Raw genomic sequence first — 24,816 nt, 5'->3', positions numbered from 1 at the left:
TCGTCTATCTTTTAAAATTCAATTACCTAAAAAGGGATTCTCCGATATAGCCACCCTTTTTCACACCTGGCAAACAAGCAAATACAGCACTACCTCGGTGAATGATATATTCATTCAGCTTATCATTTTTCGCAAGGCGTTCCTGTATAGGAACAAATTGTTTACTTGGGTTGCGTTGATAACAAATGAACAGAAGGCCAGCGTTCAAGCTTCCTGTTTTGGGATCCATTCCATCCGCATATGAATAAGGACGCCGCAGAATCTTTGCTTTTCCGTCCCCCCTGGATAGACTCATATGCGAATCTTCTGGAATAATCCGATTTCCATTTTTATCTTTAGCTTCTAAATCAACACTATCAAATTCATTCTTCATCCCTAATGGAGCTCCACTGTCACGGTGACGGCCAAATGTATTTTCCTGCTCTTTCAATATAGTACGGTCCCATACTTCAATGTACATCTGAATTCGGCGTACAACCATATAACTGCCGCCAACAAGCCAGTCTGGACCATCCCCAGCCTTTACCCAAACATGATCATTCATTTCACTACTTTTCTTCGTATCCGGATTGGCAGTTCCGTCCTTAAACCCGAATAAGTTACGCGGTGTCGTTTTTTGAGAATCGGCTTGTTTAGTACGTTGGAAACCTGTTTGGGCCCAATGAATAATCGTTTTCCCTCTCCCGATTCTCACTAAGTTCCTAACGGCATGAAAAGCAACCTGAAGATCATCTGCACATGCTTGAATACAAATATCTCCACCGCTCCAAGAATCTTCTAACGCATCTAAAGGGAATTTGGGCAGATCCTTTAATTCAGCAGGCTTTTTCGATTTCAAACCAAACCGATCTTTACCATTCTTCGTAAATAGGGTAGGACCCACTCCAAAAGTAATCGTCAAATTAGAGGGTGACAATTCTTTTGCTTCCCCAGTATCTTTTGGAGGCATACTAGCATTTAGAGAAGCTTCACCTACCAATTTTCCCTCTGTCATCTGAGCCGCTGCTTCTGTCCAGTCCTTAAATAGCTGGATTAAGTCGGATTTATTATCTGTCGTAACTTCCAGTGCTGCAAAATAAAGGTTATCCTGAGCTTCAGTAGTAATGCCCGCTTGATTGGCCCCATAAAATGGAACAATATCATTAGTTTGTCCATTTGCCTTCGAATCAGATAGATTCAAAAGCCCACCAAATCCAGAGGCTCCTATCACGACTCCGACCCCACCAACTCCTGCTGTTTTCAACATATTGCGACGACTTACTTTTTTAGTAAAAAGCGAGGTTTCGTCATTCGGCATTTTCTCTTTCAATTATGATTCCTCCGTTACAATCCCTATTTGCGAAAGTGGTTCAGCTAATGCATCAATGGCTTGGCTTAGCTCTTTAACCTCAGATTCTTTTAAATCCGTATAAGAGGTATAGCCATCACCTTCTTTATGCTTCTCAAGCAAGCTGTATACATCGTCAAAACGTTGTTGGATTTCCGTTACAAGCTTTTCGTCTTTTTCTTTAAGAGCTGGTGTAAGAAGTTCGTAGATTTTTTCGGCACCTTCTACATTTGCAACAAAGTCATATAAATCTGTATGAGAGTATCGATCCTCTTCTCCAGTTACCTTACTGGTAGAAACTTCATTTAATAAATCAACCGCACCTGTGATTAATAAATCCGGTGTGACCTCAACAGTTTCAACTTTGGCACGAAGCAAATTGACATCACTCATCAATTGATTCGCATACTCTTCATAACCTTTTGTTGTGTTTTCTTCCCATAAACCCATTTCAATCCGGTGGTAACCGCCCCACTCTTCATCTTTAACGTCCCCTTTACGCGCATCAATTTTGGGATCAAGATCGCCAAATACTTCTGCAATTGGTTCAGCTCTCTCATAATGCATACGGGCCGGTGCGTATACTTCCTTCGCTTTTTCAATATCACCAGACGTTACAGCTGTCGTAAACTCTTCAGTCGCTTTTACAAACTCCTCTATTTCACCAATCGCATATTCCCGATATTCGCTAGATACATCATCTAAAGCACTCGCACTTGCACTCGTTTCTTTGGCATTCTTGTCTGCCGGCTTTACTTCTTCCTTTTCCTGTGAGCAGCCAAATAGTAGGCTAGTAGATAGTAAGACTGCTAATGATGCCTTTGTTTTCTTCATATATGAATCTCCCTTTTAAATGAATTCTAGATTCATATTAGCAGACAATGAAAATCATTATCAATATAAATTTTGTTGAAAACGAGACATTTTTCATATGTTGTGGAAGAATTTGTTATACCCCTAGCGTTTTTCTTTCTCATTAAAAAGGAAAAAACGCCTATTTCACTCTCCTCATATCTCTAAAAGTAAAAAGGGTAGCCTTTATTTCAGCCACCCTTCCCGTTCACTCATTAACTTGTCATTTTCCTTGTCCATAATTTCTGAGATATCCTCCACAAATTGAAGGATAAATGTAAGCTCTTGCTCATTATAAGTGGAACATAGATTTTTGGTAGCCGTAGAGAGTGATTGATAATGCGATTTGATCTGTTCTTGTCTTGCGGGCATTGGGACAATCATTACCCGCCTTCCATCCAATTGATCTCGTTCCCTTTTTACATAGCAAGATTTTTCAAGACGATCGATTAGCGCCGTTACAGAGCCCGTGCTCAACCCCGTAATTTTCGATAGTTCACCGGCGGTTATCGGTCCTGTTTCATTCAATATCTCAGCAGTCTTTAAGTCCGTATGGGTAACTCCTATTTTTTGGGCCATGTTTTGTTGAAATAAAACCGATCTCATTCCATATTTTTTCAGACTATGCGTTAACTTCTCTAACATATCTGCATTCACCATATTATCGCTTGACATAAAATACCACCCCTCTTACACTTAAATTTATCTTGAAAATCAAGATAAATGATTTTATTTTATCTTAATGGTTATCATTCATTTATGTAAATAAAATTATGAAATATTAGTACGCACTAAGGAGGAAAATAAATGAAAGAACAAAAAAACCAAAAATTCATTGTTGCCGGTTTATTATTAGGTATCTTGATGTCAGCAATGGATAATACGATTGTTGCGACTGCCATGGGAACGATCGTTTCAGATTTAGGCGGTTTCGATAAGTTTGTCTGGGTGACATCCGCTTATATGGTCGCCACAATGGCAAGCATGCCAATTTTCGGTAAGCTTTCCGACATGTATGGACGGAAGAGGTTTTTTATTTTTGGCCTCGTAGTCTTTCTAATCGGCTCTGCATTATGTGGTATGGCTCAAAGCATAGTCCAGTTAAGTATTTTTCGGGCAATCCAAGGGATTGGCGGCGGCGCTTTAATGCCAATTGCTTTTACAATCATATTCGATATTTTCCCACCTGAGAAACGCGGAAAATTAACTGGGCTTTTCGGAGCAGTATTTGGAGCTTCAAGCGTATTGGGCCCGCTTTTAGGTGCTTATATTACAGAGTATTCTAGCTGGAACTGGATTTTCTATGTCAATGTTCCAATCGGAATCATTTCTTTATTTTTCATCATGCGATATTACAAAGAGTCAGCCAATACCCAAGAACAAAAAATTGATTGGGGTGGGGCAGCAACACTCGTTATTGCCGTTATTAGCTTAATGTTTGCCCTCGAACTGGGCGGAGAGTATGGTTGGGATTCATTTCCTATCATAGGTCTGTTTGCAAGCTTTTTAGTTTTCTTCATTTCTTTTTTCTTTTTCGAAAAAAGAGCAAAAGATCCTATCATTTCATTATGGTTATTTAAAAGACGGTTGTTTGCAACCTCTCAAATCTTAGCCATCCTATATGGCGGTACATTTATTATTTTAACTGTCTATATACCAATTTTCGTCCAAGCTGTTTACGGGGGATCTGCAACAAATGCCGGGTTAATTCTTACTCCCATGATGCTTGGTTCCGTCGTTGGTAGTGCAATTGGTGGGATATTCAATACAAAGACCAGCTTCCGCAACTTGATGACAATTTCTGTCGTCTGCTATTTTGCAGGAATGCTTCTGTTAGGGACAATTACCCCTGATACCAGCAGAACTTTACTAACACTTTACATGATTCTTACTGGCTTCGGCATGGGCTTTTCGTTCTCTCTTTTGCCTATTGCTTCGATTCATAATTTGGAACCGAGATTTCGCGGATCGGCCAACTCTACAAACTCATTCCTACGTTCTTTTGGGATGACACTCGGTGTTACGATCTATGGAGCGATACAGAATAATGTATTCACAAGTAAAATGACAGACGCATTTAAAGGGATGCAGGGAGGACCGGACACATCTGTACTAATGGAGGACCCTCGTCAGCTCTTCCAATCAGATGCACGTGCACAGATTCCGGACTTTATCCTAGATAAAATTGTTCATGCAATGTCTGATTCCATTTCCTTAATATTCACTTTGGCCCTCATCCCAATCGGTCTTGCTGCAATCACAGTTTTCTTTATGGGAAAAACAAGAGTAGAAACGCCTCCAAAAGAGGAATCGTTACAATGACTAAAAAAGCGCTGGGCTTTCAGCGCTTTTTTAAGTTTTTATTAAGGAAAAGCGGGTACTATTTCAATAAAATACCTCTCTTCTATATGAATAGAAAGTAAAGTTTGCTGAAAAACTATTCTACTACTAAAATAATAAGTAACACAGTCACATACCGAGGTGAGAAATTTGAAGATTGTATGTTTTGGGGATAGTTTAACCAGAGGTATTTCTTATGTTAAAGGTCGGCTTCGCATTATTAAAGTCAATTATCCGAACTCTTTAGCTAAGCTTACAGAATCGTTGCCATTCGTTGAAGTATTGAATAAAGGGGTTTTCAATGACAACTCCGACCTGCTAGTTAGCCGGATCGATAAAGATGTCATGTCAGAAAATCCTGATATCGTATTAATAGAGGTTGGTGGAAACGACTGTAACTTCCATTGGGATGAAGTCGCCAAAAATCCAGAAGGTGATCATGAGCCAATTGTTCCCATCGAACGGTACCTAGAAAATATTACTCATCTTGTTAAACAGGTTCAGGACAAGCATGTCACACCTTTTCTTTTGACCCTCCCACCATTAGATCCAGCTAGGTATTACCGATCTATCGCTGAAAGGTTCGGGCCTTCAATCGGGCATTTTGTGTCCCAAGTCGGCGGAATTGAACATTGGCATGGAATGTATAACCGCCAATTGAAAAACCTCGCTGAAGAACTTAAGGTGCCACTGATTGATGTGCGTTCCTACATTAAATCCGCTGGCGACTTGAACCACTTAATTAGCGATGATGGCATCCACCTCACCTCCAAAGGATACCAACAAATGAGTATGGCCATATTCAGTGATTTACAGAAGCATATGGCAGGAAGACAATCTTAAACATGTAAAAAGGCAAAGCATTGGCGCTTTGCCTCTTTGGTATTACAAGCTTTTCACTTCTACATTTTCTGGAAGCTTGAAAGGGTTCTCGATATTGATACGGTCATAAAACATCATCCCGTTTAAATGATCTAGCTCATGTTGAAACACGATAGCAGCAAAGCCCTTCAGCCGCATCTCGATTGTCTCACCTTTGCTATCCAATGCTTTAATTTTAACGCGTTCATAACGAGGTACATAGCCTTTTATATCACGGTCAACAGAAAGACAGCCTTCACTTTGCGGTAAATAAATCATCGTAGCTGAATGGCTGATTATTTTCGGGTTCACAAGGGCATATTCAAACAGCTTCCCTTTTTCATCCGGAAAATACATAACAAACATGCGTTTATTCAAGCCAATCTGATTTGCCGACAAACCAACACCTTCACGTAAATTGTATTTCTTTTGAAGTTTTGGGTCTTGGCTATTTTTCAAATATTGCATCATGCACTCCAGCGTTTCACGATCTTCATCTGAAATCGGCAGGCTAACTTCATCCGTTACCTGACGCAGAATTGGATCTCCTTCTCTGACGATATCCTTCATTGTAATCAAATAGTCTTTTATAAATTTACTCATAGAACTTCACACTCTTCTACCTTTTTATTTTTTCATGACTTAGACCATTTCACTTTAGCATTTCATTTTTAAAAAGTCTAATATGCAGGTTGAAAATAGAATAGTACTCATCCCTAAGTTATTGGAATTTCGTTCCTTTACATTATTTACCTAAATTTTAAGGACTAAAGACCTATAGAATACACGTTTAAAAATTCTATACTGAATATATATCCTTAAAGGAGATGAAAATTTGAACTCGAATTCTAAATTTGTCTCGAAGTTGCTGCCGTTCTTAACGGCTTTCATTGTGATAATAGGTGGAATTAGTTGGTATGTTGTAACTCAATCAAAGGAAATGGTTATTCCCTTTTCTTCTGTTGAAAAGACAATTAAAGCTCAAAATGGGGCCCTTGTCTCAATAGAAGAGAAACGAAACGGTACCCTTCACATCACTACACCAGATGGAGAATATGTTTCTAATATTCCCCCCAATAGTCAAATGATCAATAAACTAGTCGAAACTTATAATGTTCAATATTCATTTTCATCAACTAATAAGTCAGCATTATGGATTTTAGGTGGATTGATGGCAGCATTAGTCACAACCATTGTTATTATACAGAAAAGGTCAAAAGGTGGATTACTTATTGGCAGCAAGAAACAAAGCATTTCTGCTCCTAGAGATTTGCCCGAGATAACTTTGGAGGATGTAGGCGGTTTGCAAACCGAAATCAAACAAGAAATCCTGCAAACCCTAACTACTCTAAAAGAACCAGAACGTTCAGCTAAAATTGGAATTAAGCCTCCTCAAGGCATTTTATTATACGGCCCACCAGGAACTGGGAAAACGCTTCTTGCACAGGCAATTGCAAAAGAATTGGGTGCCAACTTCTTCTCAACAAGCGGTTCGGCCTTCAACGAAATGTTTGTCGGTGTTGGAGCAGCCCGTGTCCGTAGTCTTTTTCAAAATGCACGTAAGCAATCACCAGCTGTCATTTTCATTGACGAAGTAGACGCATTAGCGGGTAAACGGAAAGCTCATGGCGGAGAAGAAGGCGAAAAAACGCTGACTGAACTGCTTGTCCAATTGGATGGAGGTCATCCAAATGAAGGCATTTTATTTATTGCCGCAACAAACCGGAAAGATATGCTCGATGAGGCATTTCTTCGCCCTGGTAGAATTGATTTCTCCTTTCAAGTACCACTTCCAGATACACAGGGAAGAAAAGAGATCATTGCTATCCATACTAAAGGAAAGCGACTCGCAACAGATGTACTTGCTTCCTTGGATGAACTGGCTGAAAGCACATCAGGTTTCTCCGGAGCAGATTTGAGGTCTTTATTTGATACTGCTTCCCGTCATGCTCTCAGAAATGAACAGGAAATGATTCGCAAACAAGATCTCGATTATGCCATTGACCGTACAATTCTCGGTGCCACATCACGTACCTTGAATGATGTAGATACTAAACGCCGCGTGGCCATCCATGAAAGTGGACATGCTTTGATTGCAGCCCTAACCAAACCGGGCTCTGTTCGAAAAGCTACCATCATACCGCGTGGTGAAGCTCTTGGATATGTAGCACCGATTCCGAAAGAACTTCATTTATCTACAGCAAGTGAATTACTTGATCAAGTCAAAATGATTTTAGCAGGTGGCGTTGCAGAAAGAATGTATTTAGGGGAACACAGCATCGGTGTAGGCGGCGACGTACAACAGGCGAAACATCTGCTTGAGCAAATGGTCGATACCGGAATGCTTCAAGATGGATTTACCCTAACATTTAATAAAGGCGAGAAAGAACAAAAGATGCAGGAACTGTTCACAAAAGCGATTCAGGAAACGGAAAAATTGCTCGATTCAAATCGCCCGCAGTATGAAGAGCTGGTCGAAGAGCTACTGAAAAAAGAAACGCTTGAAGGGACGGAAGTTCAAAATATTGTTGATGCTTCACCTCATGAACTGGTTTTGGTTTAATTTAAAAGAAGGCGTCCTATTGGACGCCTTCTTTTTTACTGTTATTTAAAGTTTTTCCAACCGAATGATGTCTGCTGTATTTTGTTTCTGGAACCCTGTCTTCTGTAATTTCACTGCCGTTCCTTCAGGTAAGTTAGTGAATATGATAGGAGTAACAGTAGACGGAGCATTTCTTTGTATGAAATCTAGGTCAACTTCCAAAAGAGGCGTTCCTTTTGTTATCTTTTGACCTTCTTGTACAAGAGATGTAAAGCCTTCTCCATTTAATTTAACTGTATCTAAACCAACATGGATCAGAATTTCAAGACCATTATTCATTTTCAATCCCAATGCATGCTTTGTTGGGAAGATACTGAACACTTCCCCATCAATTGGTGATACGAGTGTCCCATTTACCGGCTCAATAGCTAAGCCGTCACCCATCATTTTCATAGCAAACACTTGATCAGGAACCTGGTCTAACGGCAAAACATTACCTTCTAACGGAAGAACAAAATCATTTACATCTAAAGCTTGGTTTTCTTCTACTGTTTCAGCCATTACTTGTGCTGATGGTTTTGTTTTAACTTGGCTTGGATGAGCATCATTCTTTACAAGTTGTTTCATCGCATTGGCAACAAATTCTACATTTGTTCCAACAATGACCTGAACACTTGATTTATTTAACTTCATCACGCCACGTGCACCATGTCTTTTTAATGCTACTTCATTCACATTATCTGAATTGCCAACCTCTAAACGTAACCGTGTTGCACAATTATCTATAACTTTAATATTTTCTTTACCGCCAAGGTCTTGAATGAAAAGTGACCCCATATCGGCATATTTATCCCCTGTTTTCACAACAGTATCTTCTTCTGCTTCTTCCTCATCATCTTCACGACCAGGTGTTTTTAAATCCATAATTTTTATAACAAAATAGAAAATCACAAAGTAAATTGCAGCGTAAACTAATCCAATCGGTATTAACCATAGTGGCTTTTGAGCAATTCCAAAGTTCAAGAAATAATCAATGGCTCCTGCCGAGAATCCAAAACCATGATGGATATCCAATAGAACAGCGAGAGCTAATGAGATCCCAGTTAAAATTGCATGTATTACATATAATACTGGAGCAATGAACATAAACAGAAATTCAATTGGTTCAGTGATTCCTGTTAAGAAAGAAGTGAAAGCTAAACCAACCAGCATCCCCGTTACTAATTTACGTTTCTCTTTCTTAGCAGCTGCAATCATCGCTAATGCTGCTGCTGGTAAACCGAACATCATGATAGGGAAAAATCCTGTCATAAATGGCCCAGCAGTTGGATCACCTGCGAAGAAACGGTTTATATCACCAGTTGCTCCATTGTATTCACCAAAAACAAACCATACCATACTATTCAAGACGTGATGCAAACCTACTGGAAGCAATAAGCGATTCAATACGCCAAATACACCAGCACCTAAAGCTCCTGCACCTGTAATCCAGTCTCCAACGTTATTGATTACATCTTGAATTGGCGGCCATACAAAGCCAAATATTCCTGCCAGTATTATCATCGCTAACGATGTAATAATCGGAACAAATCGTTTCCCTGAAAAGAATCCAAGCCATTCAGGGAGTCTTATTTCAGAGTATCTATTATATAGGAAGGCAGCAACTATACCTGATATAATCCCACCTAAAACAGCCATGTCGATATCTTTATTAATTGCTTGTGTACCATTCGTTAAAACAAAGTAACCAACAAGACCAGCTAATGCCGCTGCACCGCTTCCGTCTTTAGATAATCCTATCGCTATACCTAAAGCGAACAGTATGGCAAGATTATCAAAAATCGCTTTTCCTGCGGCAGCTATAAATGCAATATCAAGTAAATCCGGTTGACCTAGGCGAAGCAATAAAGCCGCTGCAGGCAAAACAGCGATCGGTAACATCAAAGCTTTCCCAATCTTTTGTAAAAAATTTAACATCGAACTCATCTCCCTTGTTCCTAACTTCTTTTGATTCAGCAGAACGACAAGACGTATAAAGCGTTTTCATTTTGTCAATATAATAACTTTTCTTTGGATTATACTAGCATAAAAAATATATAGATGTCTATACCAATTTAATTGAAAAATATACTATATCCTTCGAAAATAAAGCAAAAATATCATTTTTATTCCCGCTACTCCTTAACTGGTCTAGACAACTTATAATAAAAGCGATAAAATGAGGGCAAAATATATGAGACCAATTTATGACTCATTCATTAAGTTTTACTTTCATAAAGGAGATTATGTATGAAAACATTCATTATTAATAATCTAATAGTTTATAGCGAAAAGGAAACATACAAAAATGGGTACATTAAAGTCGTCGACGGAAAAATTGCCGAAGTAGGTCCAGTCAACCAATACAAACATGACGATGATGCTAAAGTAATTACACTTTCACCGGATTATCAGGTAATTCCAGGTGCCATCGATATTCATATTCACGGGGCATCTAATGCTGATGCAATGGACGCCACATATGAAGCTTTATCTACAATGGCAGAAACACTTCCAAAAGAAGGAACCACCAGCTTTCTGGCCACTACAATGACTCAATCGACAGATGCCATTGAATCAGCACTTCTTAATGCGGGTAATTATATCGGAAATCAAACACAGGATCACGCTGAAATAGTTGGGATTCATTTAGAAGGTCCTTTCATTTCACCAGCACGTAAGGGAGCACAGCCTGAAGAGTACATCGTTGATCCTGATGTCCCTCTATTTAAAAGATGGCAGGAAATTGCCCAAAATCAGATCAAGCTTGTAACGCTTGCACCTGAACAACAAAACGGATTAGATCTTGCAGCTCACTTAAAGGAAACAGGCGTCGTCGCTTCCATTGGACATTCAGATGCAACGTATGACCAAATAGGTGAAGCGATTTCTGCAGGGACTACTCACGTCACGCATCTTTATAATGGGATGCGGGGTCTTCATCACCGCGAGCCTGGTGTATTGGGTGCTGCTTATCTTAGAGACGAGCTGTTTGTTGAACTTATTGCTGATGGCATTCACTGCCGACCGGAAATGGTGAAGTTAGCTTATAGCCAAATTACCAGTGACCGGATGATCTTGATAACGGACTCGCTTCGTGCCAAATGGCTTGAAAAGGGTACCTATGATTTAGGCGGCCAGCCCGTGTATGTTAACGAAACGACAGCAACCCTATCAAATGGAACACTCGCAGGCAGTATATTGAAAATGAACGATGCCATTAAGAACACCTTGCAATATACAGGCTGTTCCATGACTGACATTATTAAAATGACGGCAGAAAATCCTGCCAAACAGCTTCGGATTTTTGATCGAAAAGGTAGTATACAGGTTGGAAAAGATGCTGATCTTGTAATATTAAATGAAAAATTGGATGTTGAAATGACGTTCTGCAGAGGTAAATTAGCATTTAAAAAGGAGAATGTATAATGAATATTATTAAAGTGCAGGATTACAAAGAAATGAGTCAGTCAGCTGCAAATATAGTCATTCGAAAAGTTAAAGAGAATTCGAAAATCAAGCTCGGTCTTGCAACAGGCGGGACACCAAAAGGGACGTACGATACGCTAATTGAAGATCACATGCAAAATAATACTTCTTATGAAAACGTAACATCATTTAATCTTGATGAGTATATCGGCTTAGATTCAAATGATCCAAACAGTTATCATTATTATATGGACCAGTCATTATTTGCTCATATTAATATAAATAAAGAACAAACTTATCTTCCAAATGGTACAGCCGATAATCTTGACAAGGAATGTACTCGTTTTGACAAAATGATTGAAACATTGGGTGGGATTGATCTTCAAATACTTGGAATTGGACAAAATGGTCATATTGGTTTTAATGAACCAGGAACTTCTTTCTCGTCTGGTACACATGTAGTCGCACTTGAGGAATCAACTCGACAAGCGAACGCACGCTATTTCGACTCCATCGACGAAGTACCCACACATGCAATTACGATGGGTATTGCCACAATAATGAAAAGTAAAGAAATTCTGCTGCTAATATCAGGAGAAGAGAAAGCCGAAACCTTGAAGAAATTAATACACGGGGAAATAACAGAGGAATTTCCTGCATCTATCCTTAAAAAACATAATAATGTTACAATTATCGCAGACCAAAAAGCGTTATCTGGAGTGTTAATACCCTAAAGGAGCGAAAATCAATGATTGATAAAAACTCACCTCTTCCAATTTATTTTCAAATCGAAGAACAAATAAAAAGACAAATAGAAAGTGGTGAGTTCCAAGCGCACAATGCCCTTCCATCTGAACGTGAATATGCAGAACAATTCGAAATTAGCCGAATGACTGTCCGTCAAGCCATTAATAACCTAGTTAATGATGGATACCTATATCGTCAGAAAGGCAGAGGAACCTTTGTAGCCGATAAGAAGCTGGAGCAGCAGCTTAATGGACTGACTAGCTTTACAGAGGATATGAAAGCCCGAGGGCTAAACCCAAGCAGTAAACTGCTGAGCTTCGAAATCATTCCGGCAAATAAAAAAATTGCTAATGAACTGCACATTTCCACTTATGCTCCTGTTTATGAAATAAAGCGGATACGATTGGCCGATGACGTTCCAATGGCACTCGAAACGATGTATATGTCTGCGAATTTAATTAAGGGATTAACTGAAGAAATTATCAACCTGTCCCTTTACCAATATATAGAAAATTACGCTAAACTTAAAATCGACTATGCTACACAAACATTAGAATCAGCGATTGCTTCAGATACAGAAATTACCCATTTAGCGATTCCTAAACATTCGCCCATTTTATTCATTCAAAGGAATACGTTTTTACAAGATGGAACCCCCCTAGAATATGTTAAATCAGCTTATCGTGCAGACAGGTATAAGTTTACAATCAACATTACTAGATAATTTGAATATTTTTACCGGATATGCAAGTAAGGACAAATTCATCACTATAATCTTTTAATGCTAAAGGTAATCGGAGGGTGTCACATATGAACTCATATTTTGAAGCAGTGCAGGATTTACTCTCAACTGTGGTAGAACAGGAAAAGCTTTCGATTAAGGAATCTGTGAAACACATCTCAAAAGCAGTAATGTCAGATGGAATCATCCATTTGTTTGGAAGCGGACACTCTCATATATTGACAGAAGAGGTATTCTACCGCTCAGGCGGGTTAGCAGCCATTCGTCCTATTTTCGTTGAAGATTTGATGCTTTTTAAGGGAGCATCAAGGTCATCGCAACTTGAAAGACAAAATGGCCTATCAGAGAAATTCATGAATGATGAGGATATCCGTCCTGGTGATGTCTGTATCGTCATTTCATCCTCTGGTGTCAATCCCGTTCCCATCGATGTTGCTACAATCGCAAAAGAAAAAGGCGCCTTTGTTATTGGATTGACTTCACCTGAGTATGCTAACAGTTGTTCTTCACGGCATAAACAGAAACTTTTTCTCCACGATGTCGTTGATTTAATCATAGACAATCATATTTCCAAAGGTGATACATTACTGAAATCAAACAATATATCATTTGGATCTGGATCGACTGTAATTGGAGCTGTCCTTCTAAATATGATTTTCACCCAAGTCATTGAGACCATTATTAAATCAGGGGTGACCCCTCCCGTTTTCCTAAGTGGGAATATCGAAGGGGCAGATGAACACAATCAAAAACTAATCGCGAAATATAAAACAAGGATTCCCCAATTGTGAATCCTTTTCCCAAAAAGGAATACATAAGTTTTTTGTTTCGTTAGTTCCATATGCAAAATTAAAAGAAGGCATCCATACGGATGCCTTCTTTTAATTTTAGAGGTACTCCCTTTTATTCCTTGTTTTTATTATACAAGTTTAAGTTATGGTAAATAAGGGAAAACCCTAATAAGCAATCAATCTACTATTCTTAGAGGAGGAAATATAGATGACACAACCAACTATTGAAACTGAAACGAATAGCAAACTGTTAAAAGGTATTCTTATTGGCGGACTTGTAGGTGGTGCTTTAACCTTACTTGACTCCAATACAAGGAATAAAGTAAAAAGATCGGCAATCCTTTTAAAAGACAACTCCGTGAATATGATTGAACAAGTTAAGGAAAATCCAGGCGAAGTGAAGGAACAGATGGTATCTGGCGTTAAAGGAGCAGCCAACACGATTAAAGAGGCAATCAATGACGTTGAAACTTTATATGAAAACGTTAATGAAGACGTGGTAGGCAAGGTAACCGAAGTAAAGGATATCTCCACTGATGCCCTTGATTCAGCCAAAGAAGCAACAAGTGAACTAAAAGGCATCAGCTCCAAAGTTGTAGTGGCGGGAAAACAATTGAAAGAAACCCCAGCTCAGTCATTAAAAGATGACAATAAAAAAGGAGAAAAAGAAAGTGATGAACTAGTTACAAAATCAGAACTCTCCAATGAAAAGTCCATTTCATCTAACTTCTAACAAATAAAAAAGGAGAAGAGGACAATACGTCTCTGCTCCTTTTTTCTAAATATGGTCCTATCCTCTTCAATAATCATATTTTCAAAAAGATTACTAAATACAATGGATAGTGTTATAAAAAAGATGGTCCAAAGTGGATGTTATTCGATTTGGAATCATCTTTTTCACCCCTTATTCAGTACCTTCTAATTTATTCGTTATCTCATGATCTTCTTTTACTTCAGCTAACCAAACAGAATATTCCTCTTGTAATCTTTCAGAAAGAAGCGTTTCTTTAATTTCTTTTTTACTGTCTTCTAAATTAGCTTTTTTCGCTTCCTTCTTACCGGTTACTTTTATGATATGGTACCCATAATCTGATTTAACTGGATCACTGACTTTATCTATATCAAGATCAAAGGCAACGTCTTCAAATTCCTTCACCATATCACCTTTACCAAAGTATCCTAAGCTTCCACCCTTTTCTGCCGTTTCTGTATCAGTAGAATATTCAGCTGCCAATTTAGCAAAATCGCCACCTTCTGCAATTTCTTTCGCAACTTTCTTAGCCGTTTTTTCGTCATCAACTAAAATATGACTAGCTTCCACTTGTTCTGCTTGAGCAAAGGTATCTTTATTATCTTCAAAATACGTGCTGATTTCATCATCTGTCACGGTAATTCTCGGTTCAATCAATTTTTTCGTTTGAAGATAAACCACAATGTCTTTTTTCAAGGCATCCATGGAAGAACCGCTTGCTTCCAATTGTTCTTTGAACGCTTTTTCATCACCATAGGATTCTACCAGAGTATCGATCTCTTTCTGGATTTCTTCATCCTTAATTTTAATTCCCTCTTTTTCCGCTTCCAATGCAACCAATTTATTTGTAATTAATAGGTTTAATGTATCTGCTCCATACCCCTCAACAAGCGCGTCATAAAGCTCATCCTTATTGATTTTCTCTCCATCTACGCTCGCCATTGTCTTATCTGTAGACGAAATCATCGCAAATACCATGATACCAGCAATGACTAAGATGCTTCCTGCCCAAACATATGCCTTCGTGCTTCTTAATAGTTTCATGAATACTCTCCTTAATTTTTCTATTATAATAGCTTGGAAATATTAATAAATCCTTAAGATTTTACTCCCACTGCTGTATACACTTTATCCAGTCATTATACTAACATACTTATCTCTCAACTGATATTTTAGAGTACTTTTACTAAAGACTGATTGTCTACCGTCTGACCAATTCAATAAAGATTCATTATTCCAAAGATGATAAGTTATATCATAATACTGAATTTGGGAGTATAGCTAACAGGAGATGATGATGTACTTTTATATGTTTGGCACGAAATCCACATTAGAACTAGTCACAAACTTAGAAAAGAAAAAGCATGGCGTAAGTAGAGGATTCCTCTTACACCATGCTCTTTCTTGTATTATTTACGATGCATTTTGAATTCCAAAAAGAGTTCATTGTAATGGGCTAAGTTTTTCTTCCCAAGGTTTTCGTACACTTCCAGTTTCTCTGTTAATTCTGGTGATGGATAAAAACGCTCATCCTTCACTACTTCTTCCGGCATATATTTCAACGCTTCTTTATTAGGAGTTGAGTAGCTAACATATTCAGCGTTTTGTGCCGCTACTTCTGGATCCAGCATGAAGTTGATAAACTGATGAGCTGCGTCCACATTTTTGGTCGTTTTCGGTATTACCATATTATCAAACCATAAATTAGACCCCTCTTCAGGCACCACATATTCGAGATCTTCATTTTCAGCCATAATTTCAGAAGCCACTCCCGACCAAACCAGACCAATCGCCGCCTCCTGTGCTTCCAATAGCATGCGGCTTTCATCCCCAACAATTGCTTTAATGTTCGGAGTGAGTGTATCGAGCTTGGCTTTTGCCGCTAGAAGATGTTCTTCATTCGTATCATTCAGGGAATAATTCAAAGAGTTCAGCCCCATACCAATTACTTCTCGGGCACCATCTGTTAAGAGGATTTCATTTTTCAAATCCTTATCCCATAAATCTGCCCAGGCTGTAATCTCTTTACCACCAAGCATCTTAGAATTATAAACTATACCAACAGTTCCCCAGAAGTAAGGAACGGAAAATTTATTTTCTGGATCGAACGGCAGGTTGATAAATCGCTCGTCGATATTTTTCAAATTAGGAAGCTTGGAATGATCCAAGGGAACAAGTAAATCTTCTTCACGCATTTTATCAATCATATATTCGGACGGGATAGCGATATCATAAGTCGTACCGCCCTGTTCGATTTTGGTCATCATTGCTTCATTAGAATCGAACGTCTCATAAATGACCTTGATGCCTGTTTCTTCTTCAAAACGGTCGATTAAATCTGAATCGATGTAATCGCCCCAATTATAGATGGTAAGCGTATTGCTGCTCGTAAAACCCTGCGATGTATTCAATCTTGAAATCGCATATAAAAGCAGGGCAGATACGACAGAAATGACTAAGAACATTTGGACGAGCTTTTTCATCGTCTGCCCCCCATTCCCGTCTGCCTGACTCGTTGAGTAATAAAATAATAAACGACAACCAACAGAAGTGTTACTGCGAACAGCAATGTCGATAACGCATTAATATTTAATGAAATTCCACGGCGCGCCAATGAATAGATTTCCACGGAAAGGGTGGAGAATCCGTTACCAGTCACAAAAAATGTAACCGCAAAATCATCGAGTGAATAAGTCAAAGCCATAAAAAATCCAGCAAAGATACCTGGTAAAATGTAAGGCAAGATAACCTTCGTCAATACATCCCACCGGCTTGCCCCTAAATCACGGGCAGCATCGATTAAGGTCGGACTCATCTCCTGAAGTTTTGGAAGCACGAGTAGAACAACAATTGGAATACTGAAGGCGATGTGTGACAACAGTACGGAGTAAAACCCGAGCTTGATTCCGGCCATTGTGAAAAGAATCAGGAAGGAGGCACCAATAATCACATCTGGGCTGACGATCAATACGTTATTCAGAGACAATAACGTATTTTTTGCTTTACTGCTCGTAAAGGACCGGATTCCAATTGCTCCAATCACGCCAATGATCGTAGCGATTAGTGCAGATAATAAAGCAATCACAAGTGTATTTAATACAATGATCAACAACCTTGTATCTTGGAACAGCTCCCTGTACCATTCAAAGGTAAACCCTTTGAAGTCATACATCGTACCACCGCTGTTAAACGAGTAAAATACTAAAAAGAAAATCGGTGCATAGAGTACGAGAAAAATCAAAACGAGAAACGCTTTTGATAATGGTGATAATTTATTACTCATTTTACACACCCTGCTTTCGGTTACCCGTTACAAACATAATCAGGAACATTATAATAATCAAAAAGACAGCAATTGTGGAACCCATTCCCCAATCCTGTGTCACGAGAAAATGCTGCTCGATTGCCGTACCAAGGGTAATGACACGATTACCGGCAATCAACCTTGTCAGCATGAACAATGAAAGTGCTGGGATGAAGACGACCTGGCACCCCGTCTTAACACCGTCGATTGTTAACGGGAAAATCACGCGGTGGAATGTCATCCATCGGGACGCTCCTAAGTCATTTGCCGCATCTAAAAGTGTTGGATTCATTTCGTCCAGTGCATTGAATATCGGTAAGATCATGAACGGGATAAATATATAAACCGAAACGAATATGAAACTGAAATCTGTAAAGAGAATTTGCTGCTTCCCAATTCCTATGGCTTCTAGAAAACCATTCGCCACACCATATGTGCCAAAAATACCGATAAAGGCATAAGCTTTTAAGAGTAAATTAATCCAAGAAGGTACGATGATCAGTAACAGCCACAACTGCTTATGTTTGGTTTTTGTCAACAAGTAAGCAGTCGGATAAGCCACTAACAGCGATATCCCTGTAATTAAAAAAGCATACCAAAATGAGCTCAAAGTCATTTTTAAATAAACGGGTGTAAAGAATTTTTGATAGTTAATCAATGATAGATTTCCTTCGATATCAAAAAAAGAATAATAAAGGATGAGCAGAATAGGCGCAATAACAAATAGAGCAATCCATAGGACATAAGGAATGAAGTAAATATTACGGGACATTTTATTCTGCATGACTTTCCCCATCATGATACGCTTCTAGACGCTTATCGAATTCTTCCTCTGTTTCACCTAACCTCATGACATGAATTGCTTCAGGATCGAAATACAGTCCAATTTCGTCTCCAACTGTCGCCTTTTTAGTAGATTGGACAAGCCATTCATTACCATCATGGTCATAGCAGCTGATTTCGTAATGCACACCACGAAATAGCTGAGAATCCACTCGAACCTGCAGTTTCCCGCGATCAACAGAAGTAATCTCTAAATCTTCTGGACGGATGACAATATCCACTGCTTCATTACGATTCAAACCTTGGTCGACGCATTCAAATTGCCTGCCGACAAATTCCACTAGATAATCTTCAATCATTTTTCCTTTTACGATGTTAGACTCACCAATGAAATCAGCAACAAACCGATTCAGCGGCTCATCATAAATATCCGTAGGCGTCCCACTTTGTTGAATTTTCCCTTTGTTGAGGACAAAGATTTCATCCGACATCGCGAGTGCTTCCTCTTGGTCATGAGTGACGAAGATAAAGGTGATTCCAAGCCTTTGTTGTAGTTCACGTAATTCATATTGCATTTCTGTACGCAATTTCAAATCAAGGGCAGATAACGGTTCATCAAGAAGGATAACTTCTGGTTCATTAACAATCGCTCTGGCAATCGCTACCCGTTGGCGCTGACCACCGGACATTTCCCTGATTTCACGTTTTTCATAGCCCTCCAAATTTACGAAGCTCAGAGCTTCCTTTACCTTTATTTCTACATCCGCATTTTTCATTTTTTTGATTCGGAGCCCGAATGCCACATTTTCAAATACATTTAAATGCGGAAAAAGTGCATAATCTTGAAAAACCGTATTAACTTGTCGTTTATTGGCTGGAACATTATTGATTTTTTTTCCTTCAAAATAAATATCGCCCTTGGAAGCTTCCGTAAATCCAGCAATCAAGCGAAGGATAGTGGTCTTACCACAGCCTGAAGGACCTAAGAGTGTGTAGAACTTGCCCCTCTCAACTTCAAAACTAACATTATCGAGAACAACGGTATCATCATCAAATTGCTTTGTAACGTGTTCGAAGCGTATAATCTTCTCGTTTGTCATAGCTACTTCCCTCTTTCCATTACCTTAATAATCTATTTTTACCCTAAACAAACGGCAGCATATGTTTTGGTTTCTATAAATATGATTCCGTCACCACAAGCAATAACTCAGATGGACCATCAAAATCATTGATGATTTGGTGTTCATCAGATGCATGAAAATAAATCGATTCCCCGGCTTTTACTAGATAAGTATGTGTACCTAGCTTTACAATAACTCTTCCACTTAATACATAACCGAATGTTTCCGATAAGGATGGTTCAAATTTTTTGAATTCCCCCTTTTCCTGAAGAGTCAGGCGAATTGGTTCCATTTCCTTCTCATTCGATTCAGGTACAAGCCACTGAATTTGATAGCCTCGTTCCTCATCAATAAAAAATGTTTGTGCCTCTTCCTCATAAACTACTTTCTGGACCTGTTCCTCTTCATCGAAGAATTGCTTTGGAGTACAGCCTAGTACTTCTAAAATATTGAAGAAAGTTTCAATTGAAGGCGAACTCAAATCTCTTTCTAATTGTGAAATATACCCTTTGCTTAAATCAGTTCTTTCTCCCAACTCTTCTTGGGTCAATCCCTTTTTCAAACGAAGGTTTTTTATTTTCTTTCCAATTTGCATAATTTTACCCTCAATCGGTTTACAAATAGTAAACTCGAAGTGCATAAAGTTTTGTATTAGTAAACTTAAAGTTTAATTTAACGAATATTATTATACAGGAAATGCAGGAAACTTCAAACGAAATTTCCAGGATAGCAGATACAAAAAAAAGGACTGCCCCCCTGGCAGTCCCCCTTTACAACTTCGCATAAATCTCTTGTGCTTTCTTTTCCCCATCTGCAATACAGTCCGGTATTCCGACACCATTGTATGAACAGCCAGCAAGTAAAACATTCGGATAATTCTCGGCGATTTTCGCCTCCAACGATTGAACAATGTGAGGATGCTTTATATGGTAGTTCGGCATATCTTCATGCCATTTTGTTACTTCACTAGTTATAGGAGTCCCGGAAATATCCAAGCTATTTTTAATATCACCTAAAGCCACCTGTATTAATTCCTGTTTCGTTAGGGACTGTAATCGATCATAGTCTGGACTTGAGCTTTTATAAAAGAGCCTTACTAAAAGCTGACTGTTTTCAGAGGTATGCCCCCATTTCCTGCTCGTCCACGTACAGGCGTTACAAATTAAATCACTATTATCACCAGCAATGAAACCTGTCCCATCATTAGGAAGCATGATATCTGGTATATCAAACCCAAGATAAATGCTAATCATCGAGCTATTGATTAAGCCCGCGAAGTCTTTATCCAGCTCCTGATCACCCAATAGTTTCTGGGCAATAGTGTGCGGCGTACTCAATACGACGAAATCCGTTTCCAGCATTTCACCATTTGCCAATGAAATTATATACCCTTCATCATTCTTTATTATTTTTTCCGCCTGGGTCCCTTTTAAAATTTCCACCACATCTAGACTTTCCTCAATACGGTCAATCAATACAGATAAGCCATTTTTAAATGAAAGGAACTTCTTATTTCCCTTGCTCTGGTATTTCTGCTTATTTTCAGATAGACCGCGTATGATGCTGCCATATTCATTTTTATAATCCAGCATCTCTGGCAGTGTTTTAGCAATGGTCAATTCATTCAATTTCCCTGAATAAACTCCCGATAGGACAGGTGAAATTTGTTTTTGCACCAATTCCTTACCTAAGAAACTTTCAAGAAATAAGCCGATTGAGTCATTCTTCGTAAACGTCTCATTTTTTGTATAGAAATCCTTTAAGGCGTCGACCTTCCCTTGTGCAGATACAAGTTCACTCTCCGCCAAAGACTCTAAGCTCATTGGAATTCCAAATAAGGCATCTTCCGGGATTTTCTTTAGCACGCCATCCGTATGGATAAATGATTTTCCTGTAGCATTATAGACCACTTGATCCTCTAGGTTCAATTCTTTAAGAAATGGTTTTATATTTTGTTTCCTGGCGACAATCGAATCGGCACCCGCTTCTATTTTAAATGGCCCGTCATGCACGGTCCTGATTTTACCGCCTAATTCCTCATTACCTTCTATTAATATTAATCGTACGGAGAGACTGTCCGCTTTAGCTGCTTTTTGTAAATAATACATGGTTGATAAACCTGTAATGCCTCCACCTACGACTACGACTGTTTTCATTAGGACTACACCTCGATTAACGAAATTTTCATTAAGTAAAGTGTACCATAAGGCAGCCGTATTATTAAAAGCGACCCTCTAAATCATCAAGTTTCCTAATGAAACTTGTAACAAATTGGACAAAGAAAAAGACCTTCCCTGTTTCGAAAAGTCTAATTGCCCTATGCATATATCAGTTGTTACCTATTTAATAATTCGTAATCGAATGAATCTATATTTACGTGTGGTTCCTTTTTCTTTTTTTCCAATCAGAAGGAAAGCAATACACTTCACAAACCAACCCATCAAATGCAATCTCATAATCTATATTCCATTATCTCCATCCACCCGCTTCTTCCTTCTTTTTGAATTCCTGTATCTTGAAATCCGGATTTCTCATAAAGAGTTTTCGCTATCACGTTCATAGCGTCCACTGCAAGAATAATCAAATCTTTGTTTGGAAAAATCTCCTTTGCGAATTCTGGAAGGACTCGCAAGGCTTTCTTCGCAATCTTTTTGCCTTGGTGCTTTTGATCAACGAGAAATCCACGGAGTAAAATTGCTTTCTTATTGTTGGTGAAAGGGCTAATGTTTTCTCCAATGTGTAAAACGAAAAAACCAACAGGGATACCATCAGCCAATATAACGAAAGGATGCCTGTCCACATCTTCCCGGCAGTATTGTAGTGACTGTTCCGGTAGAGCTGAAAAGGAGGTTTGTGTTTCCGGTAAATAAAACTGTGACAGCTCCTGATGATGTTCCAGCAGATAAGGCGTTAAAGTGATGGTCTCGATTTTCTGATCCTGTTCCAACTGATCACACTCCTTCAATATTGAATACCTTAATAATTCGATACTTCCTCCGAAAATCCCTCCACTAACTGGAAGAAGCGCTGCCGAAGATATCGGCAGCGCTTCTTCATATATTCAGTGAGTGTTTTCATTGATTGTTAGTGCTTCACGTAAATTGATTTGCTGGCGGAGTATATTGGCGACATCACGGGAAATTTGTCGTTTTTCAAACATATCCTGTACTTCGTCACGCTCTGCCTGAATCGCTTTATAGAATAGCTCTCTTTCATATTCGACCATTTTACTGGGAACACGGCCTCTATTTTCTCGTTTGCATCTTAAAATAAGCACTTTATACTCTTCAATAATCATGGAAGACGTCTCATGGTTTTCGGAAGTAATCCCGGCTTGGATCTCTTGGATGGCAGCTTTATACATCCTGATTTTAAGGTCTCTTACCTTTTCCAATCTCTTTAAATTGATTCTTCTTATTTCATTTTTATTAGGGAAAAATAATTTAAAAACTCGCAACATACTTCTTCTAAAAAGTGTTACTGTCCTGAAAAAACGGAATTTCATCCGATTTGTGACCGCGCCTTCCATACGTTGAATATATTCCTTGCATATAAATGCCGTTTCTCGGTCCACTTTCTCATCTTTAATAAGTTTATCTAGGAATCTTTGCTCTGCCTCAAGAGCTTTAAAGCGAAGAACCCTTTCTTCCTCTCTTAGTGCAGCAGGCTCTTTCTCTTGTTCTACATAGGACAGTGCGTTGATTTTCGTATGATATCTTGAAATGATCGATAAAGCCGCTTCTCGGTTTTCATCTGTCATTTGGGATTCTACAACTCGAATCGCCGCTTGATGTGTGTGAATGGTAGCCGATTTTGTTTTATCAGCCTGCTTATCTACGATTTCCACTTCTTCTGATCTTGCTACAATAGGTAGAAATACACTCGCAACAATCAAGGTCAATAGTATAACTCCTGCTGCAATAAAGATGATTAACGAGCGCTCTGGGAAAGGACTTCCATCTGCCAATACGTATGGAATCGAAAATGATCCAGCTAATGTTACCGCTCCTCGTACTCCGGAAATGGTAATGATTCCGGCCGCTTTCAAGTCTGGTTTTTGGGCTCCAGCTTTTTTTGTGATCCAGCCAATCGACCAAGCTGCAATAAGCCAAATGAATCGTAAAGCAAAGAGGAACAGTGTAATAATCACAATATAAATAATCACTTGTCCATTATTGAAAGCTGGATCTTCAAATATAATTTTCGCCACGCTTGGAATTTGCAGGCCAAGTAATACAAACACAAGTCCATTTAGTACATACAAAATGACAGACCATGTACTCTTTGAAACAACCTGCAGTTCTACCGTCGGTGATAATTCCCGATCCCGTTCAATGGCATGGACAATACCCCCAGCCACGACCGCTAAAATCCCAGAAAGGTGGAAATGTTCCACAGCGAGGAAAATAATAAAAGGAGTCAGGATTTGGATTAACATGTGCATCGTAACATCTTCCATTCCTAAACGGCGAAGAAATACACGGAGCCTGATAATGATGAAGGCAATAATTGCTCCACCTACAAAACCACCAGTCGCAATCCATATGAAACTGAACGTTGCGTCCACTAAGGAGAAAACACCAGTGACTGTAGCTGCAACGGCAAATTTAAAGGCAACTAGACCTGAGGCATCATTCATGAGCCCTTCTCCTTCAAGAAGGTGCATTATGCTCTTCGGCAGCTTAACGCGGCTCGCCAAAGCGCTGACTGCCACTACATCGGTAGGTGACAAAATGGCAGCTAAAGCAAATGCAGCCGGCAGTGGAATCGAAGGAATCATCCAGTTGATTAGATACCCTCCTGCCCAAACCGTTATGAATACTAGGCCTAATGCAAGCATGAGAATAGGCGCTCTCAGCCTCCATAGGGCTGTACGGGGCACATTCTTCCCATCGTTGAATAAAAGAGGTGCGATAAATAACAGCAAAAACAGCTCTGTCTCCATCTCTACGTGGATACCAAAAGGTAAAAGCGCCAGCACAACACCCAGCGTTATTTGAATTAACGGTACAGGTATAAAGGGTATAAAATGGTTAATTACATTAGACATTCCAATTAAAATTAGAAGGGCTAATATAACAAGAAAAAACTCCATACAAACATCAAACATCCTCTCTCATCTATTTTCATAACTATAAGCGTACCATATATATACCCCTTCATTCATTCAATAACTATTATTTCCTA

General features: G+C 39.0%; 22 protein-coding genes. 8 read left to right on the top strand and 14 right to left on the bottom strand.

Annotated features, from left to right (window positions below):
- Positions 1-22: 22 nt before the first annotated feature.
- From efeB to RE409_RS01305, 3 genes are all read right to left on the bottom strand, one after another.
- Positions 23-1,309, bottom strand: a complete 1,287-nt coding sequence (gene efeB / locus RE409_RS01315) for an iron uptake transporter deferrochelatase/peroxidase subunit (RefSeq protein ID WP_397329060.1) — start codon at positions 1,307-1,309, stop codon at positions 23-25.
- Positions 1,310-2,161, bottom strand: coding sequence for an iron uptake system protein EfeO (gene efeO / locus RE409_RS01310; protein WP_201188293.1), 852 nt, complete (start codon positions 2,159-2,161; stop codon positions 1,310-1,312).
- Between the two features lie 204 nt (positions 2,162-2,365).
- A complete protein-coding gene (locus tag RE409_RS01305; RefSeq protein WP_201188291.1) occupies positions 2,366-2,854 on the bottom strand; it encodes a MarR family winged helix-turn-helix transcriptional regulator in 489 nt (162 codons plus the stop codon).
- Positions 2,855-2,986: 132 nt separating this feature from the next.
- On the opposite strand from RE409_RS01305, the gene RE409_RS01300 reads away from it, so the two are divergent.
- Together RE409_RS01300 and RE409_RS01295 are read left to right on the top strand one after the other, a co-directional pair.
- Positions 2,987-4,501 carry an MDR family MFS transporter gene (locus RE409_RS01300; protein ID WP_053348259.1) on the top strand — a complete coding sequence of 505 codons (1,515 nt, stop codon included), beginning with the start codon at positions 2,987-2,989 and terminating at the stop codon, positions 4,499-4,501.
- Positions 4,502-4,669: 168 nt separating this feature from the next.
- The gene (locus RE409_RS01295) at positions 4,670-5,362 is read left to right on the top strand and encodes an SGNH/GDSL hydrolase family protein (protein WP_309558390.1); all 693 of its coding nucleotides are present in this window, start codon (positions 4,670-4,672) and stop codon (positions 5,360-5,362) included.
- 42 nt (positions 5,363-5,404) lie between these two features.
- Here RE409_RS01295 and def read toward each other — a convergent pair whose 3' ends face one another.
- Complete coding sequence (gene def / locus RE409_RS01290; RefSeq protein ID WP_201188287.1) at positions 5,405-5,983, bottom strand: peptide deformylase; 579 nt, start codon at positions 5,981-5,983, stop codon at positions 5,405-5,407.
- Between the two features lie 232 nt (positions 5,984-6,215).
- Between def and RE409_RS01285 the strand changes: the two genes are divergently transcribed.
- Entirely contained in the window at positions 6,216-7,943 is a 1,728-nt protein-coding gene (locus RE409_RS01285; RefSeq protein WP_201222415.1) for an AAA family ATPase, read from the top strand.
- 45 nt (positions 7,944-7,988) lie between these two features.
- Here RE409_RS01285 and nagE read toward each other — a convergent pair whose 3' ends face one another.
- Positions 7,989-9,899, bottom strand: a complete 1,911-nt coding sequence (gene nagE, locus RE409_RS01280; protein ID WP_309558389.1) for an N-acetylglucosamine-specific PTS transporter subunit IIBC — start codon at positions 9,897-9,899, stop codon at positions 7,989-7,991.
- Between the two features lie 312 nt (positions 9,900-10,211).
- Between nagE and nagA the strand changes: the two genes are divergently transcribed.
- The 5 genes from nagA to RE409_RS01255 all read left to right on the top strand — a co-directional run bounded on the left by nagA (position 10,212) and on the right by RE409_RS01255 (position 14,403).
- Positions 10,212-11,390 carry an N-acetylglucosamine-6-phosphate deacetylase gene (nagA, locus tag RE409_RS01275; RefSeq protein ID WP_201222417.1) on the top strand — a complete coding sequence of 393 codons (1,179 nt, stop codon included), beginning with the start codon at positions 10,212-10,214 and terminating at the stop codon, positions 11,388-11,390.
- On the top strand, positions 11,390-12,124 hold the full coding sequence (gene nagB / locus RE409_RS01270; protein WP_201188279.1) for a glucosamine-6-phosphate deaminase: 735 nt from the start codon (positions 11,390-11,392) through the stop codon (positions 12,122-12,124). The genes nagA and nagB overlap by 1 nt, the downstream gene beginning before the upstream one ends.
- Positions 12,125-12,138: 14 nt before the next feature.
- On the top strand, positions 12,139-12,861 hold the full coding sequence (gene phnF / locus RE409_RS01265) for a phosphonate metabolism transcriptional regulator PhnF (RefSeq protein ID WP_053348252.1): 723 nt from the start codon (positions 12,139-12,141) through the stop codon (positions 12,859-12,861).
- A gap of 86 nt (positions 12,862-12,947) precedes the next feature.
- Positions 12,948-13,670, top strand: a complete 723-nt coding sequence (locus RE409_RS01260; protein ID WP_201188276.1) for an SIS domain-containing protein — start codon at positions 12,948-12,950, stop codon at positions 13,668-13,670.
- A gap of 208 nt (positions 13,671-13,878) precedes the next feature.
- A complete protein-coding gene (locus RE409_RS01255; RefSeq protein WP_201188274.1) occupies positions 13,879-14,403 on the top strand; it encodes a YtxH domain-containing protein in 525 nt (174 codons plus the stop codon).
- Positions 14,404-14,574: 171 nt separating this feature from the next.
- On the opposite strand, the gene RE409_RS01250 is transcribed toward RE409_RS01255, so the two are convergent.
- The 9 genes from RE409_RS01250 to RE409_RS01210 all read right to left on the bottom strand — a co-directional run bounded on the left by RE409_RS01250 (position 14,575) and on the right by RE409_RS01210 (position 24,724).
- The gene (locus RE409_RS01250; RefSeq protein WP_201188272.1) at positions 14,575-15,465 is read right to left on the bottom strand and encodes a foldase protein PrsA; all 891 of its coding nucleotides are present in this window, start codon (positions 15,463-15,465) and stop codon (positions 14,575-14,577) included.
- A 365-nt stretch (positions 15,466-15,830) separates the two neighbouring features.
- Positions 15,831-16,904 carry an ABC transporter substrate-binding protein gene (locus RE409_RS01245; RefSeq protein ID WP_201250169.1) on the bottom strand — a complete coding sequence of 358 codons (1,074 nt, stop codon included), beginning with the start codon at positions 16,902-16,904 and terminating at the stop codon, positions 15,831-15,833.
- On the bottom strand, positions 16,901-17,704 hold the full coding sequence (locus RE409_RS01240) for an ABC transporter permease (protein ID WP_201188268.1): 804 nt from the start codon (positions 17,702-17,704) through the stop codon (positions 16,901-16,903). The genes RE409_RS01245 and RE409_RS01240 overlap by 4 nt, the downstream gene beginning before the upstream one ends.
- A 1-nt stretch (position 17,705) precedes the next feature.
- Positions 17,706-18,509: an ABC transporter permease gene (locus RE409_RS01235; RefSeq protein ID WP_309558388.1), complete on the bottom strand. Its 804-nt coding sequence runs from the start codon at positions 18,507-18,509 to the stop codon at positions 17,706-17,708.
- On the bottom strand, positions 18,499-19,608 hold the full coding sequence (locus RE409_RS01230) for an ABC transporter ATP-binding protein (RefSeq protein WP_053348245.1): 1,110 nt from the start codon (positions 19,606-19,608) through the stop codon (positions 18,499-18,501). Before RE409_RS01230 ends, RE409_RS01235 begins: the two co-directional genes overlap by 11 nt.
- Before the next feature lie 73 nt (positions 19,609-19,681).
- The gene (locus RE409_RS01225) at positions 19,682-20,224 is read right to left on the bottom strand and encodes a helix-turn-helix domain-containing protein (protein ID WP_053348244.1); all 543 of its coding nucleotides are present in this window, start codon (positions 20,222-20,224) and stop codon (positions 19,682-19,684) included.
- A gap of 175 nt (positions 20,225-20,399) precedes the next feature.
- Positions 20,400-21,785, bottom strand: a complete 1,386-nt coding sequence (locus RE409_RS01220) for a protoporphyrinogen oxidase (RefSeq protein ID WP_201188264.1) — start codon at positions 21,783-21,785, stop codon at positions 20,400-20,402.
- 296 nt (positions 21,786-22,081) lie between these two features.
- On the bottom strand, positions 22,082-22,576 hold the full coding sequence (locus RE409_RS01215; protein WP_309558387.1) for a GNAT family N-acetyltransferase: 495 nt from the start codon (positions 22,574-22,576) through the stop codon (positions 22,082-22,084).
- A 114-nt stretch (positions 22,577-22,690) separates the two neighbouring features.
- A complete protein-coding gene (locus tag RE409_RS01210; protein WP_201188260.1) occupies positions 22,691-24,724 on the bottom strand; it encodes a Na+/H+ antiporter in 2,034 nt (677 codons plus the stop codon).
- Positions 24,725-24,816: the final 92 nt, after the last annotated feature.

Origin of the sequence: Peribacillus sp. R9-11 (genome assembly GCF_031345095.1) — a bacterium.
Taxonomy (GTDB): domain Bacteria; phylum Bacillota; class Bacilli; order Bacillales; family DSM-1321; genus Peribacillus; species Peribacillus butanolivorans.
The sequence above is the reverse complement of the archived record's forward strand: the minus strand, read 5'-3'. Positions and strand labels throughout refer to the sequence as shown.

Excerpts from the sequence above, each read along its gene's own strand:
- efeO (WP_201188293.1), bottom strand. The coding sequence starts at position 2,161 with ATGAAGAAAACAAAGGCATCATTAGCAGTCTTACTATCTACTAGCCTA.
- RE409_RS01305 (WP_201188291.1), bottom strand. The coding sequence starts at position 2,854 with ATGTCAAGCGATAATATGGTGAATGCAGATATGTTAGAGAAGTTAACG.
- RE409_RS01300 (WP_053348259.1), top strand. The coding sequence starts at position 2,987 with ATGAAAGAACAAAAAAACCAAAAATTCATTGTTGCCGGTTTATTATTA.
- def (WP_201188287.1), bottom strand. The coding sequence starts at position 5,983 with ATGAGTAAATTTATAAAAGACTATTTGATTACAATGAAGGATATCGTC.
- nagE (WP_309558389.1), bottom strand. The coding sequence starts at position 9,899 with ATGTTAAATTTTTTACAAAAGATTGGGAAAGCTTTGATGTTACCGATC.
- nagA (WP_201222417.1), top strand. The coding sequence starts at position 10,212 with ATGAAAACATTCATTATTAATAATCTAATAGTTTATAGCGAAAAGGAA.
- nagB (WP_201188279.1), top strand. The coding sequence starts at position 11,390 with ATGAATATTATTAAAGTGCAGGATTACAAAGAAATGAGTCAGTCAGCT.
- phnF (WP_053348252.1), top strand. The coding sequence starts at position 12,139 with ATGATTGATAAAAACTCACCTCTTCCAATTTATTTTCAAATCGAAGAA.
- RE409_RS01260 (WP_201188276.1), top strand. The coding sequence starts at position 12,948 with ATGAACTCATATTTTGAAGCAGTGCAGGATTTACTCTCAACTGTGGTA.
- RE409_RS01255 (WP_201188274.1), top strand. The coding sequence starts at position 13,879 with ATGACACAACCAACTATTGAAACTGAAACGAATAGCAAACTGTTAAAA.
- RE409_RS01250 (WP_201188272.1), bottom strand. The coding sequence starts at position 15,465 with ATGAAACTATTAAGAAGCACGAAGGCATATGTTTGGGCAGGAAGCATC.
- RE409_RS01245 (WP_201250169.1), bottom strand. The coding sequence starts at position 16,904 with ATGAAAAAGCTCGTCCAAATGTTCTTAGTCATTTCTGTCGTATCTGCC.
- RE409_RS01240 (WP_201188268.1), bottom strand. The coding sequence starts at position 17,704 with ATGAGTAATAAATTATCACCATTATCAAAAGCGTTTCTCGTTTTGATT.
- RE409_RS01235 (WP_309558388.1), bottom strand. The coding sequence starts at position 18,509 with ATGCAGAATAAAATGTCCCGTAATATTTACTTCATTCCTTATGTCCTA.
- RE409_RS01230 (WP_053348245.1), bottom strand. The coding sequence starts at position 19,608 with ATGACAAACGAGAAGATTATACGCTTCGAACACGTTACAAAGCAATTT.
- RE409_RS01225 (WP_053348244.1), bottom strand. The coding sequence starts at position 20,224 with ATGCAAATTGGAAAGAAAATAAAAAACCTTCGTTTGAAAAAGGGATTG.
- RE409_RS01220 (WP_201188264.1), bottom strand. The coding sequence starts at position 21,785 with ATGAAAACAGTCGTAGTCGTAGGTGGAGGCATTACAGGTTTATCAACC.
- RE409_RS01210 (WP_201188260.1), bottom strand. The coding sequence starts at position 24,724 with ATGGAGTTTTTTCTTGTTATATTAGCCCTTCTAATTTTAATTGGAATG.